At 52.9% G+C, this 15,190-nt stretch carries 22 protein-coding genes; 1 reads left to right on the top strand and 21 read right to left on the bottom strand.

The window, feature by feature from the left end; genetic code table 11:
- Positions 1-13: 13 nt before the first annotated feature.
- From ACKI3C_RS04450 to ACKI3C_RS04365, 18 genes are all read right to left on the bottom strand, one after another.
- The gene (locus ACKI3C_RS04450) at positions 14-850 is read right to left on the bottom strand and encodes a DNA adenine methylase (protein ID WP_407402461.1); all 837 of its coding nucleotides are present in this window, start codon (positions 848-850) and stop codon (positions 14-16) included.
- A gap of 50 nt (positions 851-900) precedes the next feature.
- A complete protein-coding gene (locus ACKI3C_RS04445) occupies positions 901-1,143 on the bottom strand; it encodes a hypothetical protein (RefSeq protein WP_407402459.1) in 243 nt (80 codons plus the stop codon).
- Positions 1,144-1,310: 167 nt separating this feature from the next.
- The gene (locus ACKI3C_RS04440; RefSeq protein WP_407402457.1) at positions 1,311-1,943 is read right to left on the bottom strand and encodes a hypothetical protein; all 633 of its coding nucleotides are present in this window, start codon (positions 1,941-1,943) and stop codon (positions 1,311-1,313) included.
- Positions 1,915-3,546, bottom strand: a complete 1,632-nt coding sequence (locus ACKI3C_RS04435) for a reverse transcriptase domain-containing protein (protein WP_407402455.1) — start codon at positions 3,544-3,546, stop codon at positions 1,915-1,917. Before ACKI3C_RS04435 ends, ACKI3C_RS04440 begins: the two co-directional genes overlap by 29 nt.
- Before the next feature lie 27 nt (positions 3,547-3,573).
- A complete protein-coding gene (locus ACKI3C_RS04430; RefSeq protein ID WP_407402453.1) occupies positions 3,574-3,849 on the bottom strand; it encodes a hypothetical protein in 276 nt (91 codons plus the stop codon).
- A 248-nt stretch (positions 3,850-4,097) separates the two neighbouring features.
- Entirely contained in the window at positions 4,098-4,517 is a 420-nt protein-coding gene (locus tag ACKI3C_RS04425; RefSeq protein WP_407402451.1) for a hypothetical protein, read from the bottom strand.
- Positions 4,514-5,065: a phage virion morphogenesis protein gene (locus tag ACKI3C_RS04420; RefSeq protein WP_407402449.1), complete on the bottom strand. Its 552-nt coding sequence runs from the start codon at positions 5,063-5,065 to the stop codon at positions 4,514-4,516. Before ACKI3C_RS04420 ends, ACKI3C_RS04425 begins: the two co-directional genes overlap by 4 nt.
- A 2-nt stretch (positions 5,066-5,067) precedes the next feature.
- A complete protein-coding gene (locus tag ACKI3C_RS04415; RefSeq protein WP_407402447.1) occupies positions 5,068-5,292 on the bottom strand; it encodes a hypothetical protein in 225 nt (74 codons plus the stop codon).
- Between the two features lie 99 nt (positions 5,293-5,391).
- On the bottom strand, positions 5,392-5,910 hold the full coding sequence (locus ACKI3C_RS04410; protein WP_407402445.1) for a host-nuclease inhibitor Gam family protein: 519 nt from the start codon (positions 5,908-5,910) through the stop codon (positions 5,392-5,394).
- Between the two features lie 24 nt (positions 5,911-5,934).
- Complete coding sequence (locus tag ACKI3C_RS04405) at positions 5,935-6,093, bottom strand: hypothetical protein (protein ID WP_407402443.1); 159 nt, start codon at positions 6,091-6,093, stop codon at positions 5,935-5,937.
- A 17-nt stretch (positions 6,094-6,110) separates the two neighbouring features.
- Positions 6,111-6,518 (bottom strand): hypothetical protein, encoded by a 408-nt coding sequence (locus ACKI3C_RS04400; protein WP_407402441.1) that lies wholly within the window; start codon positions 6,516-6,518, stop codon positions 6,111-6,113.
- Entirely contained in the window at positions 6,515-6,781 is a 267-nt protein-coding gene (locus ACKI3C_RS04395; RefSeq protein WP_407402439.1) for a hypothetical protein, read from the bottom strand. The genes ACKI3C_RS04400 and ACKI3C_RS04395 overlap by 4 nt, the downstream gene beginning before the upstream one ends.
- Before the next feature lie 152 nt (positions 6,782-6,933).
- A complete protein-coding gene (locus ACKI3C_RS04390) occupies positions 6,934-7,182 on the bottom strand; it encodes a hypothetical protein (protein ID WP_407402437.1) in 249 nt (82 codons plus the stop codon).
- On the bottom strand, positions 7,157-7,846 hold the full coding sequence (locus tag ACKI3C_RS04385) for a hypothetical protein (RefSeq protein ID WP_407402435.1): 690 nt from the start codon (positions 7,844-7,846) through the stop codon (positions 7,157-7,159). The genes ACKI3C_RS04390 and ACKI3C_RS04385 overlap by 26 nt, the downstream gene beginning before the upstream one ends.
- Positions 7,843-8,724, bottom strand: a complete 882-nt coding sequence (locus ACKI3C_RS04380) for an AAA family ATPase (protein WP_407402433.1) — start codon at positions 8,722-8,724, stop codon at positions 7,843-7,845. Before ACKI3C_RS04380 ends, ACKI3C_RS04385 begins: the two co-directional genes overlap by 4 nt.
- Positions 8,725-8,761: 37 nt before the next feature.
- Entirely contained in the window at positions 8,762-10,876 is a 2,115-nt protein-coding gene (locus tag ACKI3C_RS04375; RefSeq protein ID WP_407402431.1) for a hypothetical protein, read from the bottom strand.
- A 1-nt stretch (position 10,877) separates the two neighbouring features.
- Positions 10,878-11,255 carry a hypothetical protein gene (locus tag ACKI3C_RS04370; protein ID WP_407402429.1) on the bottom strand — a complete coding sequence of 126 codons (378 nt, stop codon included), beginning with the start codon at positions 11,253-11,255 and terminating at the stop codon, positions 10,878-10,880.
- Entirely contained in the window at positions 11,248-11,496 is a 249-nt protein-coding gene (locus ACKI3C_RS04365) for a hypothetical protein (protein WP_407402427.1), read from the bottom strand. Before ACKI3C_RS04365 ends, ACKI3C_RS04370 begins: the two co-directional genes overlap by 8 nt.
- A 142-nt stretch (positions 11,497-11,638) precedes the next feature.
- Between ACKI3C_RS04365 and ACKI3C_RS04360 the strand changes: the two genes are divergently transcribed.
- Entirely contained in the window at positions 11,639-12,031 is a 393-nt protein-coding gene (locus ACKI3C_RS04360; protein ID WP_407402425.1) for a hypothetical protein, read from the top strand.
- Positions 12,032-12,466: 435 nt separating this feature from the next.
- Here ACKI3C_RS04360 and ACKI3C_RS04355 read toward each other — a convergent pair whose 3' ends face one another.
- The 3 genes from ACKI3C_RS04355 to ACKI3C_RS04345 all read right to left on the bottom strand — a co-directional run bounded on the left by ACKI3C_RS04355 (position 12,467) and on the right by ACKI3C_RS04345 (position 15,061).
- Positions 12,467-12,691, bottom strand: a complete 225-nt coding sequence (locus ACKI3C_RS04355) for a hypothetical protein (RefSeq protein ID WP_407402423.1) — start codon at positions 12,689-12,691, stop codon at positions 12,467-12,469.
- A 340-nt stretch (positions 12,692-13,031) separates the two neighbouring features.
- The gene (locus ACKI3C_RS04350) at positions 13,032-13,391 is read right to left on the bottom strand and encodes a hypothetical protein (protein ID WP_407402421.1); all 360 of its coding nucleotides are present in this window, start codon (positions 13,389-13,391) and stop codon (positions 13,032-13,034) included.
- A gap of 695 nt (positions 13,392-14,086) precedes the next feature.
- Complete coding sequence (locus ACKI3C_RS04345) at positions 14,087-15,061, bottom strand: hypothetical protein (RefSeq protein ID WP_407402419.1); 975 nt, start codon at positions 15,059-15,061, stop codon at positions 14,087-14,089.
- Positions 15,062-15,190 lie beyond the last annotated feature (129 nt).

The following is a 15,190-nucleotide window of genomic DNA, read 5'->3' as shown; positions in this document are numbered from 1 at the left end:
GTTTTAATGCCGTTCAAGCGGCGTTATAAATCATCATGTCAGTATAACTCGAGTTGTAGTTCATCTGGGCATGGAACTTCACCACATGACAGCCGGCAAAGGGATTGCCCAGGTCACGGTTCTTGCCCAGCCAGGAGCATAACTCAACGATGCTCGACTTGTTGCTGGTGAAGTAGATGAAGCGGTGGTCACGCAGCACGTTCAGCACATCAAGGTAGTCACTCAGTCTCCAATACATCTTGTAGGTTCCGGCTTCGGTACTCAGGTAGGGAGGGTCAACCAGGAACACCACACCAGGCTCGTCCTTGTATCGCTCAAACACCTCATGATAGTCGGCACTGGTGATGGTCAGCCCGTCCAGATAATCACCTGCAGGGACAAAGTCGGTGGTGCGGATTTTGTTATAAAACACCTCTTTTTTCAGTTCCTCGAGGCTCAGTTTGTATTTCATTGAGAACAGGATAGAGGGCGACAAGCTGATGTAGTCCACACTGCCATATCTCGCCTCATGAGCGGCGATGGCATCTATCACGCGCAATCGCGCCTCGTCCTTGATGGGCGACCTCCTCTCAATGCCGGCTGTAATGTCACGCAGCCGGGCAAGCAACTCATTAGTCTCGGGAATGCGCTCCAGTCGCTCGCGGTAGTTGTCGTAGTCGTTATACACGACCTTGCTGTTGGGCTTCTGGTGCTTGGCGATGTGCGACAGCAAACCGCTGCCGCCGAACAGGTCAACAAAGGTGGTGCCGTCTGGGTACTGCTCGAGCACCTGCATGAACGGCTTGGCAAAGTTCCGCTTCTGACCCACGAAAGGAAGCGGTGCCGAAAGGTATAGTTTTTTCGTTTCCATGCAGCAAAGGTCGGTTTTTCTTGCCAACCGTGCCACACAGAAAAAAGCAATCACACTGCACCCAGCGTGCAGTGCTGGCCGAAGCGCTTCACCAGGCTATAGACCTTGCGTTCACTCACATGATACCGCTCACTCAGCACGGTGACGATATAGGTCACTTTCTCCCCCCCCTCGCGCATCGACTGATAGTCGCGGTAGAGGTCGATGTATCGGCAATCATCAGGCTTGGCTCCAAACTCATGCAGCCGGTTGAGCATCTCTTTGTTGATTGATAGGGCTTCAAATAGTGTCATTTCAAAAATATTTTGTACCTTTGCGGTGTTCTACTTACAAAAATAAAATTACACCCATTTCGGGAGGAAGAAGGCTTATGCCTCCAGCCTCTCCCGATGTGGGTGTAATTTTGTAAGTAGAACGACAGATTGCAGGGCTGGGGGCTTTTTATTTGCCCCCTCCTTTGCTATTCTATAACCTGCACATATAGCCCAACCAGGGCACTCAGGTCATGGTACACGGGATTGCCGGTGTCTCTGATGCACAGGTAGGTCACCCCGCCCTGTGAGTAATACTTGCCCTGCTCAAGGGCCATGTTGCCACTGTAAGGAATGGGATTGTCAAGCGTGCCAAGCTCGGGCTCGCCTTCGCTCTGGGCAACGACCTCGGTAAATAATGCGGCTGCTGCCGTCGGTGTCCAGTCGGCTTGCACGGTGTGAGCCTGCAGCACTTTCCATAACCTACCGTCATAATAGAGGCGCTCGTCCACAGCAACCGTCTGACCCATCTTGCTCGCCCATGTAGGGAACAATGCGGGAACCTCGATGGCTTGCTCATCGGGCAGGGCTGCAGTCTGACCTTTCAGCAGCTTCACAGCCTGCTGTAGCATCAACATACCGTCGGGCGTGAGCTCGCCATTGTCATGGGAGCCTTCTTCATCAGGCAAGCCGACAAGCTCAATGCCTTGCTCGGCTGCCCAAGTCATAGCCTCACGGGCGTACTGCTTGGCGGTCTTGCGCCATTCTTGTAATGCCTGGTACTCCGACAGGTGCTCAGGGTCAAAGAAGTTGTTAAGGCAGTTGTTGATCACCGCCTGCATCCGGTCCGGCGGGTAGCACTCGGTCACCAGTGCATCGACTATCGCGCTGTAACTCCACACTGCCGGAGGCAGGGTCACGCTGATCCACTCCCAGCCATCGGCGGTCGCGATTGCGCCCACGTTTACGGTTCTTATGTTTTGCCCCATCTCTCTCCGGGTTTCCACCAACGGGGGGCAGGTCTCTCCTTGACTTCTCATATTCTTCTAAGTCTTTTTTGATTAAATATCGTTCATAACTGTATCTCTTGCGAATCTTCACCAACGTAAAACGGCGTTTGACGTAGCAACATTGCCAGAAGTTGGGCACGTTGCGGAACATCTTCCGACGTTGGCGGTAACTATAGGCGTGCACGCAGAAACCCATGTAGGAGTTTAGGCTGCACACATGGTGCTTCAGCGCGGCAAGCGACTCAGTGGTGGGACCCTCCTCCAGAATGTGCTTGCACAAGCGCTCGGCGCGTGCGACCTCATTGGTCATGTTGCCGATGGTGCGATTGCTGGTGTATAACCGACCGGGCTTGATCACGCTGCCGACAAACTTCACACCTTTGCGAACCTCCTGCAGATAGAACTTGTCTTTGTGCAGGGTCAGCCTCAGGTGCTTCTTGAGCCACATGGTGGCCTTCTTGCGAAGGTCAAGGATGAACTGCTTGTCGTGGCAGATGACTACGGCGTCATCGACGAAACGCACATAGCCGGCATCCTTCCATGCACACTCCTCGAGCATGAAGCCATCAAAATACGAGAGATAGAAATTGGCGAGCAACTGGCTGGTGATGTTGCCGATGGGCATGCCCACATTGGGAGGCATGTTGAACAGGCTCTTGCTGGCCGGCAGGGCTTCCCACAGCCGCTCGCTCGAGCGACGCTCACACAGCAGTTGGGGCTGGTGCCTGACAGTGACCTCGGTGAGCCACAGCAGGGTCTCGAGATCATCACCTTTGTAGTTCTCGCGCAGCCATGGCAGCAGCAGACGCAGCAGCACCTCTTTGTCGATGCTCATGAAGAAACTGCTGATGTCTATCTTGCCAACCCACGCCTCACGCGTGTAACGCTCGCTCACGCGCTCGATGTGAGATTTGGCGGTCTGCACGGCACGCAGTGTGCCATAGCCTTTTCGACAATTGAACGATACATCGCCTTGGCTGCGGAACCGCCACTCGAGCAGCGGTTCCAGCCGCAGCGTTATCCAATGTTGCACAATGCGGTCACGGAACGAGGCGGCGAAAATCTCGCGCAGTTTGAGCCTCGTCACCACGAAACAGAACGACTCGCTGGGCTTGTAGGTGCGCTCATGCACCTCCAGCACCAACCGCCACAGGTCGCGCTCGAACTCTATGCGGTACTCGTTGCACTGCTTCGCTGTCAGCTTGTGCCTGATACAGTCAAAATAGGCATCTATCCACCCCGATTTCTCTTCATTACCAAGTGCGACCACCGCTCGCACACCGTTGGAATTGTTCTTATTGTTGTTGTTGACGGCGCCGCTCCCTGCATTAATGTTGTACGCGTTGGAAGCACTGAGCGATGATGCGTGCGTTACTCGTTTCCTAACTACGCCTTGCGCAGTAGCACGCCCGTTTAATAATGAAAGAGGATTCATAACAACCGTAATCGCTATGAATGTCTGTTACCGCGACCCTTCCACATCGTCAAAGAGGGTGCGCTGCCTGGGCTCGGCCTGAGCCTGGGGCTCCGGCTTTTGCTCGGGCAACACGGCAGCCGGTTGCTCGGCAGCCTGGCGCTCCTCGGCGATGAGGTACTTGGTCTTGCGAAGCCATTTTCCAGCCTGGTCAGATATGGAATTCATCATGTCCAGCATCTGGGCATGCTGGCCGTGGCTCAAAATGTCACGACGGACACGGTGCATGAGCCTGAACGTGGTCTTGACCGACGTCATGCGCATCACCAGACCGTTGAGACACTCGAGACGCTCCAGCCTGTCCTCAGTCTGGAAGGCGAGAACAACAAAATCCAGCGACTCTTTCAAGTCGCGGACAAGCAGCCCGCCAAGCTCCCTCCACGATACGGACTTGGGCAAACGGTCGGCCACCGGAATGGTCCACTCCAGCAACCGCTCGATTTCCCTGTAAATAGATGCCTGGTTTGGTTTCATGGCTGCAAAGTTACGGATTTTATCGCTAACTGCAAACTTCACACACTCCACTCGCCACTGTAGGCGAAGTGCTCGATGCTCTCAACGATGTCCTCGTGGTTGTGGTTGGTGTCACTGCCCACAAGGCGCAACGCGCCGAAGTGCTCACCGCTCAAGCCGACCACAGCGCGGCACACGGTCTCGCACAGGTCAAACACGTCAAGCGACTCGTCGCCCTGGCTCAGCGGTCCCACCCAATCGGTGACAATGTGCAGCCGGAGCGTCCCCTGGGTGTGATACCCGCCTTTGTCGGCACGCCACTCAATGGGGGCGAACTCGACAAACACAGCCGGGCGGTCCCAGGCCTCTTCCTGCTCGATGAACTCGACATTGTGGTTCCATAGGTCAACATGCTTGACCGGGGCGCCGTCGATGCCCAGCAACGCGGCGCAGATGGCTCTGTAAATCTCTTTTCTCATTGTAAATTGTATTCGTGCTCGAAATATTCTGTCAGGTTCTCTTCGATGATGTCACGCACGGCTTTCTCGACCTCGGGACTGGCACCCAGGAACTGGCGCTTGGGGATCTTGATGCTCTTGCCTTCTTTCATCAGGGCCATCCACTTCCAGAACTCGGTCTCGGTGCTCAGTTGAACGGTTCGCTTGTCATTGCGGCGCTGGCCGTTTTTCTTGCGGCCGAAAGAGCCGGTGGCCTCGTAGTATTTGTGCCAGAAGTAACGCTTCATCTTGCGGGTCACCTTGATCTCTCCGCCCTCGTTATGGATGGCAGCGTCTGGCAGCGTGCTCTGGAACACGATGCCGGTGCTGTCGGCCTTGCTGCTGATGCTGCGGCGCAAGCCGCCGGTGTCAACCAGGATGTGACCGCCTGGACGGGTCGGTGACTTGCGGCGCTGCCACGACTGCGAAAAGAAGCCCTGCCGCTCGAAGTTCTTGTCAAACTCGTCGCCAAGTTCAACCTGGATGTCACGCAGGATGCGCTTGATGATGATGTCAATACCGCCGCTCATGGCTATTCAAATTGAATATATAACTGGGTGTCCTCGGGCAAGTCGTTCTTGGGGTCGGCACTCGCCTTGAGCAGATTGTAGAAGGTGCGCTCGCTGATGGCGTAGATGGGATAGATGAAACGCCGCCAGATCTCCCTGTTGGGCAACCCGTCCTTGACGTGCTCATCATATATCCGGTTGATGTCCGCCACGCGCTTCTGATAACTCACACCTCGTCTCACTGCCATACTGCAAAGATAATGTTTTTTGACGTAACCACAATGAAAAATGGGTGGCAAACTGCTGATTTACCGCCCATTACTTAACACAGTTAAAGGTTTACGCCCTTATTCGGTCTCTTCCTTCTTGGGATCAACATAGAAGGTCTCGTCCTGGACTACCTGGATGCCACACTTGGCCATCTTCTCCGTCATGTCTTCCTCGTCACGGTCAGCGAGCAGTTTGTCCTTGGCGACCTCCTCGCTGGTACGGATGAACGAGGGCAGGAACTCCTTCACCAGGTTTACCGCGCTGGCCCACGTGAAGCCTTTAAGGGTCTTCAACTTGGGGGTGCCGGTGCGGAAACCGATGGTGCCGTGGGTCATGTCGAGGCTCTTCTTCTTGGTGAACAGTTCTGCCTGGTTCTCGGTGGCGAACGCCTGAAGGGTGTCAAAGGCCTGGTCTCGTTCCTCGGCGAGACTGGAGAGACGGTCGGCGTGCTTCTCGCGGATCTTGGCACATGCCAACTCAATCTCGGCGTTAATCTTGTTGATCTGGGCATCGGCCTTGGCATACTGGCCAAAGGCTGAATCGGCGGCCTCACGGGTCACGCCGCTGATGATGGTCTTTTTCTTTCTTGTTGCCATTGTAATTGATAATTAAGTTTGTTACTAATCTTCAAGGGGGGTGGGGCCATAGCCTTGCATCCATTCCAAGGCTGCTTTGACGCCTTGCTCAAATGTCATGCCGGGCCATCGGCTGGCTCCCACTTCCTCGCTCTCTACGCACTGGTTGAGCACGTTGTCGATTTCTTCATCTGTTGGTCTCATTTCGTTGTGTTTGATGTTTAACTTTCGTTCTCGCGCTTGTGGTTGATGGCTCGCATCTTGCGCGTCAATGCGGCCAATTCTTCAAAGTCAAGGTCGCGGAAAGGCTTGCCTGCTATGCGAGGATCTTGGCAAAACTGGTTCACACGGTTCCAGTCAGTGGTGTCAACACCATACTTCTGCAACTGGTGCAGGGCACTCGATCGTAGGCGTTTCTGCTCGGCTTGCCACTTCTCTCGACCTCGTGGGTCAACGATGCGCTCAAGGGCCTCGCACATCTCAACGTACTCACGCTCGGTCATCTCGTGCAGGTGCTCAGTCCTGCCCCATGTCCATTGGCTCACGAGTTGGCACTTGTAGCCATCGGGATCACAATCGTGGTGCATCTTGTTGAACACGGCATAAAACCGTCGGTACCCTCTGCTCATAACTGCGCGCGATGCTGGTTGGTGCAATAATCGCGGTAAACCTCGCGGCTGTCCTCAAGGGTTTCAAGGATGGTAGCGCCGTCGCTGTACACGAGGGGCACTCCGTTGTAGGTCACATACAGGCCACCGTTGTACTCGGCAACCTGAACCTTGCGCTCGGCATCTGCATCGATCTCCCGCCCGAGGCGTTCAAGACGCGCACGTTTGCGAGCCAGCCATCGGTCGCTCAGCCATTGCTTCAGTTGTAGAATCATTGTTCTCATTGTTCTTGTTGTTTCTGGTTTCACTTAATCTGATTCTTGCCGGGACCACAACCCCCATATCACATACCAGGCAGCACTCGCCGCTGGCTTTGACCGGCCACGGATTGTTACCCCGGCCGCTTACCTTCTGGTCGCAAATGCAGCACTTGAACTCATGCGCCATTGCTACCCTCCTTTCTGCCGGGAGTCCATTCAATGGTGATGAGGGCATCAACCTCACCACTGCCTTTGCACACGGGACACTCGCACTTGGTGTGGTGCCCATACTCGTCACTGCCCCAAAAGAAACCGTTACCGCTGCAATAGTTGCATAACAGGCCACGGCTCACAAGACGCTCCTTGCTGCCGGGATGGTAATGGTCGGGGTGACGCAGTTCAATCGTTCTCGTCGTTTTGCTCATTGTTCTCTGTTTTTTGTTGGTGAATATCTGTGTTCTCTTTGCCAAGCCAATATTTGGCGGAACCTTCTTCCCACACGGTGAACGGAACGCCGGGGCGGTCCATGTAGCGGCTCTTGCATGAGGCACGGAAGCCCTCGACCAGGATCTTGATATCGGCATCATACTCGACCTTCTTGGCGGCACGGCCTGCCGGACGCATGCCCTCGGCATGGCTCACAAAGATGAGCAGTTTGCCGGGCAGGGCTTCTTTCAAGGACTGGTACCCCTTGTAGGTGAGACCGCTGTACTGGAAACTGTCGATAATGGCGATGCCGGGGCTTTTGCGCTTGCGCAACCGCTCTGCCAACTGTTCCATGCTTTCACGATCCAGAACCAGAAAGCGGCGGTTGACCTCTTCCATGCGGTGCCGACGCATCGACATCTGCACACTCAGGCTGGTGCTCTCCTCAAGGCTGTCATACACCACACGCTCAAACCGGCACAGGTACTTGGCGAGTTGCATGACAAAACTGGTCTTGCCGTTGCCGGGGTTGCCCCAGATGAGCCATGTGCCGCTCTTGGCGGGCTTGCCCATCGAGGCCTCCCAGGCTCCGTCGAACTCTATCCGAGGTATTCGCATGTTCAATATCTCGGTGGGGCTGTAGGCGCGTTTCCTCTTGCTCATGGCGCGGTCTTTTTGAGTTTCTCAATCTCAGTGTACACGCGGCGCAGGCCTCCACCGCTCAACGTCACAAGTTGGTTGATGTTCACTCCTGCAGGAGCGTTGACCTGGGCAACCATGGCAGCCTGGGCCTTGAGGAACTTCTGGCGCTCTTTGGCATCTGCAGGGGTGACTTTGCTGAATGTGTCACCGAAGCGGCTCAGCATCTCGGTATAGCCCACTTTCTTGCCCTCTATGGCACGGACTATCTTCTCCTGCAGGCCATCTGCTCCCATCATGTACCAACCGCAAGCGTGCTCGGTGGCGTTCCACAAGGCTTTCAATTCAAGGAAGGCCTCATACTGCAGGTCGCCGGCCTCGTCCAGTATCACTATCGGGGTGTCAATGGTGCGAAGGTAGGCGACAAGGTCTTCATACACGTCACCATACCGACCATTGCTGCTCACGCCGAACTCCTTGGCAATCTTGCGCACGAGTTTGAGTTTGGTCTTGACCTGGCTGCAGTCGATATACACGGCGTGCCTGTGGGTCTTGACGTATGCGCGGGCGGTGAAGGTCTTGCCGATGTTGGGAATGTCGCACATGATCGCGCTCAGGCTTCCCTGCTGGCAGGTCTCGAGTTGGGTGGTGATGAATACCCAGGTAGGGGTCTGTGCGGCGGCCCACGCCATTTCCTGACGCAGCACCACACCGAGGCGGCGGGCTATGCCCACCCAGTTGGCGTCACTCACTTGTCTCTCGTAGTTGCCCTTCTTGATGGCGTTGTAAACGCTGGGGGCAATGCCCAGGGCGACGGCATGCTTCGCGTCGCTGGGGTAATTCTCGCGGTCGGCGGCTATGGCCGACGCTATACGGCTTTTGATTTCTACGGTTATCTCCATTGTTCTAATCTGTTTTGAATGTCGTTATAATTTCGTTCTATACGCTGGCCACAGCGGCTTGCGCCACGGCGGCGGTGTTCATGTATTCGCTGTAGTCCTCGTCTTCGGGCTGCTCGATGGTCATTGGCACGGCCATGGCATTCGCGGCGGCCTGGGCGATGGCAGCGGTGGTCTCAGAGGGCAGCACTGCCACACGGTCAATCTTCTCCTCGCGCATCATCTTGTCGAACTGGCTGACATACTTCGACTGCTCGGTGTAGGCATCACGGTCGGCCTGTGTCTGCTCGGCTGTGGCCTCGTTGTAGCGCTCCAGCAATTTGCAGGTGGCGATATACTTTTCACCCTGCCACAGGTACACCTCGCCGATATTGCCGGCGGCATCGGCAAGCCAGTAGGCCTCTACCTTGTTGTTCCTCGGCTCAAGTTTCTCAATGTCGCGGGGACTGGGCAAGCGGAACTGCTGGTATTGCACAGTGCAGAACATGTTTTGCTTGATGGTCGTGGCCGTGCAGTTGCCAATATAGCGGTACAGGTAGGGCTTGTCCCAAGGCTTCAGGTCGGGGTTCTGGCGGCTGGCCAGCACGTCCCAGCGGCTCATGCCGGGGTACATCTTCTGGTTGGGGTGCAACTGATGGTTGAAGGCATCAATGGCGGCGAGATCGTCGGCAACGAGTTGCTCAAAGGTATAGGTGGCCTCCTTGTAGGTGTTGTTAAGTTCGTCATACACCTTCTCGACCTTGGGGCGGTTGGCCTCCAGCGAGGCGTACCACCGGCCTATGCCCACCTGCATCCTTTTCTCCACACCGTATTTTTTGGCGCGGTTCAGGTGCTCGGCACGTTTCTCGCGCGAGTTGCCGGGGTTGCACCATCTGATCAGGGGGAACACCACACCGGCTTTCATAAGGCCGTCGGCGAAGTTCTGCACCAGGTGGTGCTCGACCTCGAGCTCGGCGGGCATATACCAGCCGTTGCGGTCAAGGGTCTGGAACATGTCACGCATGCAGTCCAGGAATAGGTCGGTGGTCTTGAGCCGGCTGTATGCGCGACCTACCACGCAGCCACTCACCACATCATAGGCATAGTAAGCCTTCACGCGCTGGCCGTTGCTCATGGGGCGAGGCAGGTCACGGTCGTCAAGCGAGATCTTGCTGAGGGCATACACGCCATTGCGGCGCACATGGTAGGGACGGTAGCGGTTGTTGAAGTCCCACTGGGTGTCGTGCAACTTGCTGCGCAGTGCTTTGTTCTTGGCGGTGTTGAGATAGTTGGCGATGGTGGCCTCACTCAGCACCAGCGGGTCACCGTTCTTGTCGGTGTAATTGGCGGGGTCATACCACTCGCCGGTCTCAGGGTCGGCGACGGTGAGCTCACCGCGCACAAACATGTTGTACATCTCGGCGACCGTCGTGTTATAGGGACGCTCAGGCCGACTGTCAAGGCTCAGGATCAGCCGCTCAATGCCATAGTTGACCTTGCGCGCGCTCTGGTTCTTGAACTTCTTGCTGATGAGAGACTCGTAGCCCTGTTTTTGGAATGTGGTGACACGTTCACGGAAACGGTGAGGCGACAGGGGCAACGTGTGGCCGAACTCGGCCTGGAAGTAACTGATAACACCCGTCATCTCACCCCAGTTGTTGGTGGCGCCCTGCATGGCCTTGCGCATGATGTTGGTGTCGGCCATCACAGCCACCACAGCCTGCAGCACCGAGGCATTGACGGTGTACTCGTTGATCTTGTCGGGTGGCAAAGGGCTGCCGTCGGCAAAACGAAACCGGGTGAACCATGACCTAGCCTCGGCATCAACTCGGTAGTGACGCTCAAACCAGTCACGCAGCACGTTCTGCTCCATCTCACCATACTTGGCGGTGACGCGCTCACGGAAGCGGCGGGGTAAGGTGGCGACCTCGATAAGGGCATACTCGCCCATGCCGCCGCCACGGCGCACGACGTTGATCTTCTTGCGCGCGCTCAACTGTTTGTAATTGGGTACACTCATAATAGGTGCGAGGGTCTCAACCGGCAAGTCCTGGGGGGCACGGCCATTCAGCACGCGACTGTGACTCCAGTCGGCGACACCGTCCACGACAACCGGACGGTCGTCATAGGTCAGGTCATTGACCGATATACACAATATCTTGCCGTAATACTCCATGTCACAAACTCATTGCCATGCTGCTCACACGCGACTGCAGACGCATGAGGTCGGGAATAGTGTTAACTCGCTCCTGGGTGTGCTGAGCACCGTCAACATACACCGTAGCAAGACCGCCATGGAGACTCACCACCAGCTTCACACGCTTGCCGAAGGTCTGAGTCATGGTGCCGTCTGAAGTCTCATGGGTGGTCTCCATTTCGTCTCCCTGCCAGTTGGCTACACCGTGCAACTGGGTCAAGGCAACATAACGGATCTTGCGGGCACGGTCACTGTTGAACTTGAACGTCAATGCGTTCCAAACGGTCACACGGCTGCACTTGAACAGCTCGCACAAGTGCTTCTTGGCATCCTCGGTCACATAAATTCGCTTATCCATTGTTCTCGTCTTTTGGTTGGTTGATAATCTTGTCTTGAAGGGCGTCGATGCGGGCAAGCAGCACACACGCACCGGTGTAGTAAGGGTCAACAGTCGCATCGTAGTCGTTCAATACCACGTCAGCGATGTCAAGGTACTGTTCAATCTCATGACGAGCCGCCTGAATGGAGGCCGTCATCTTCAACCCCTGCGCAGCAAGGGTCTCCTTGTCAAGGAAGCTGATAATCTTCTTCTCGCTCATATTCTCGTTATTTAGTTACTTTTATTTGCCAATTTTCGCTTATCTCGCCAAATTTTCGTACCTTTGGCAGTCATTAACATTGTTAAGACGCTGCAAAGATAGGTCATTTTTCTGACCTACAAAAATTTTATAAGACATTTTTATGACCACAAAGCAAAAAATTCTTCAATTTCTCGAATTTAAGGGCATTCCAAAAGCCCAATTTTATAGAGAAGCCAATGTCGCACCTTCGAACTTCAAAGGTGAGGCTCTCTATAGTCGTGACCTCAATGTTGCCCAGGTGGTCATAGTTTTGACCATGTACCCCGAATTATCACCTGATTGGTTGCTCCTTGACAAGGGAGATATGCTACGACCAATTAATGAGAATGGTGTTGTTGTAAAAGGCAATAGTGAACTCATTGATATAATTCGAGAGCAAGCGGAAGAAATAGGACAACTGAAGGAGCGGATCGCCCAACTTGAAAGGGAAAAGGCTGCCGGTGGCTCAAGTGCGCACGATGTGGACTCCGCTCGTTCTGCCCATGCAGGGTGATGCCGGAAATGCGCACCACACGGACGCACCCGTAACCCGCACCGGCACGCACAACAGCCACACGCACACTTTTTGACCGGTTTCGCTGGGCAGAACCGACGCAAAACGCTGAAAATAGGGCGACTCGCGCATATTATATATAAGGTGTAAGGCGGTTATTTGGTGGTATTTTCCACCCTTGAAAATCGCAAAATCGCAATATTTCGGGGGTTGCTCGGCTTGTTTCCTATTTTTTAAGCGGTCTCAAAATCTTGAAAATGTAACCCCAAGTGTAACCCCTCTCTCGCCAAAAATGTAACCCCTCTCTGTAACCCCAAGTGTAACCCCTCTCCGAAAATCGACCCATTTGGGCACAAAAATGGGGAAGCCTCTCGACCTCCCCGAACGACATTCAAAACAACGCCGCCAGAATCACCTTCTAACGGCGTTATATCCTCATTCTAAACCTCGGCCACGCCTCGGACTTGATATAAGCGTAGACTGCTTTATGATGGCCTTACGCGTTATTACTGTGCCGTTTCCGCTCAAGCCGGCATGCAGCAGATAGTTCTTAGTTGCACCAACTTGCTCAGCCGTTAAGCGTGTGTAAACGGCTGTAATACTGGAAAAATAGAAGTCGCGGCGCTTGCCAATCAAATGTACATGGATAACTTTTGCCATAGTCGTGTCATTTTATGGTGCAAATATACTAAATAATTATTATATGGAATGTTTCAGCGATATTATAATTTTGTTGCTGCCAAAAAAATGCGGCACGTTGCCGCTGATGGAGCACCACTTCTCCCCTACCTCACCGCGTAAAGATCCGAGCGGTCCCATGTTAGTTAAACGTAAACTTCCAAGCCCATAGGATGCCCCAAACGTAAAGCAAACGTAAGCCGATGTAAACCGTTTCGTTTTTCTGACTCACTTCTCCCCCCACCCCTCTAACTCGCTGACCAACAAACAAATTAAGCCCTCGACGTGGCTCCACCCTCAAACCCATTTCGTTTTACGCCCCTTATATTTTGTTTTTAACTTTTTCAATTAAAAATTCCACTATTGCATCGGTATTCTCCTTTAAGAAACCATAACGAATCGCAGTCTGTTTAAGCAATTCTTTTTCTTCGTCAACAATCACACCATCGGCCCAAGCCATTTGTGTGAAACGGTACAACAGTTGCACCTTTCCTTCAATCGTTTCTGGCAGATATAGCGTAAACGTATCGTCCATAACAGCCTGGTTAACTTCTTCATCGCTTACACCATACTCTCTGCCCACTTGATAAAGCATTGCCATTTCCTCAGCGGCAAACTGATTGTCGCATAAAGCCATTTTGTATAGGCCTAGCAACAATTGTTTTAAACTATTGTTCATCATAATTGTGTTTATGGCACATAAAAAAGGTGCGAGTCTCTACTTGGATTCTCGGGTATCGCCAAACACCTTCATTACCAACAAGTGAGCCCACACCAAAAGTGGTGTGAGCATTCGCTCTTGCTGTTGGTAATGATTCCTGATAATTTTGGCGATTTCGAGAATTCCAACAAAAAGCAAACGCTTCTTTCCTATGTTATGTTATATATCTAAATTTATTCTTATATCATTTGTTTTTGATTACAACTGCAAAATTAATAAAACAATTCATATAATACAAAGAAAATGATTATTAAAATTTCTTTTGCGTCACTCCCCAAAAATTCGCCACACATCACAATATTTATAGACTTTGTCTAGACAATGAGACAATAACAAAAATCATCCACGAGAACAAGTCCCGCGAACACAAATCAAACTGTTTTGTACTATAATCTTTTATTTGCGTGTTGATGACGGGGAATTTCAATATGCTTGTGGCGGAGCGTTCAAGGCAGTTTTCGATGACTGCCTGATCGTAATCGTAGCGCTACTCTATCTTTTCTCTATGCACAAAATAAACCTTGTTAAGTCCTGTGGGGGCGTGGTAGCTAAATCTCCGAAGAGAAAACTATTGTCGCTCCAAGCATTAAGTCCCGCCGCTATGGCGCAAATGAGCAAAACGAGTCTGTATAGAGTCGTTTTTGCTAGCATTTTGGTTATAATTCTTTGATTTCTTCAATAGGCAGACCTGTCATGGATGAAAGAGTCTCGATTGAGAAACCTGCACTTTTCAATGCTTTGGCAGTAAGCAGTAGAGCATTCTTCTGCTCGGCAATCTGGTTGCTTTGTTCGGCAATCTGGTTGCTTTGCTCGGCGATTTGGTTGCTCTGCTCGGCAATCATTGAATCCTGCTCTTTGATTTTCTCATCGCGCATCATGATGGCTGTGTCACGATTCTCTATCGCTTGGAAATATTCCTCCTCCACGTTCATGTCTTGACGCACCTTGGCGTCGGAGGCAGCTGAAAGAAGTCGTGTGAGGATGCGATTCATTTCCTCATCGCCTGCATAAGTTGTCTCGTCAAGATTCAACACCTGACGATTCTTTTTGTCTTTGCGGGTCTGGTCAAACACACTCAAAACTTGCTCCAACCTATTGTTGACACGACCGCGCAGCAATGGTATCTGGACGATAATGCTATCATGCACAAGGCTTTCAACAAATGGGTCGGGGATGCCCTTTGTAACCTCCTGGCCATTGTAGTCATAAGACTTGTGGCGCACATAGATCACTGACTCCTCGATGTCACCCACCCGGTGCCCCAGGAGGTAAACGGTTATCATCGGCAGGCCATATCCTTCTGGATTCTCTTCCTTTATGATGTTGTCGGGGTCGGCATACTGTGTCCCAAGGTACTGGCGGAAGCGTAGTGTCTCGGTCTCAAGCCACGTCTTCTGCAACTCTATGAGAATGAGCTTCAGCGAGCCGTCGTCTTGCCTCACCTGCGCGCCAAAGTCAATGCGGAACATAGAAATCTTGTCGCGTGTGCCATTGGTGTATTCGTGCTTGCGCACATGCACCTCAACCACTTCGCGCTGAAGGAGTGCCGACAGCAGTGTGCGGGCAACACGCTCGTCTTCAAGCAGGTACTTGAACACTGCATCATATATGGGATTGGCTACCGTAAGCATAGGTTTATAAATTTTAGTGTGTCAAACTATTACTTATCGCTTGCAAAGATAAATAAAAAAAACAAGACTGCCAAACCTTTATCGGCTGGCAGTCCAAGTTTTGTGATTATTAAAGGTGGGGATCTATTA

Source organism: Sodaliphilus sp., assembly GCF_045598405.1.
GTDB classification, from domain to species: domain Bacteria; phylum Bacteroidota; class Bacteroidia; order Bacteroidales; family Muribaculaceae; genus Sodaliphilus; species Sodaliphilus limicaballi.
Note: the sequence above shows the minus strand (reverse complement) of the source record. Positions and strands in the feature narration are given on the sequence as shown.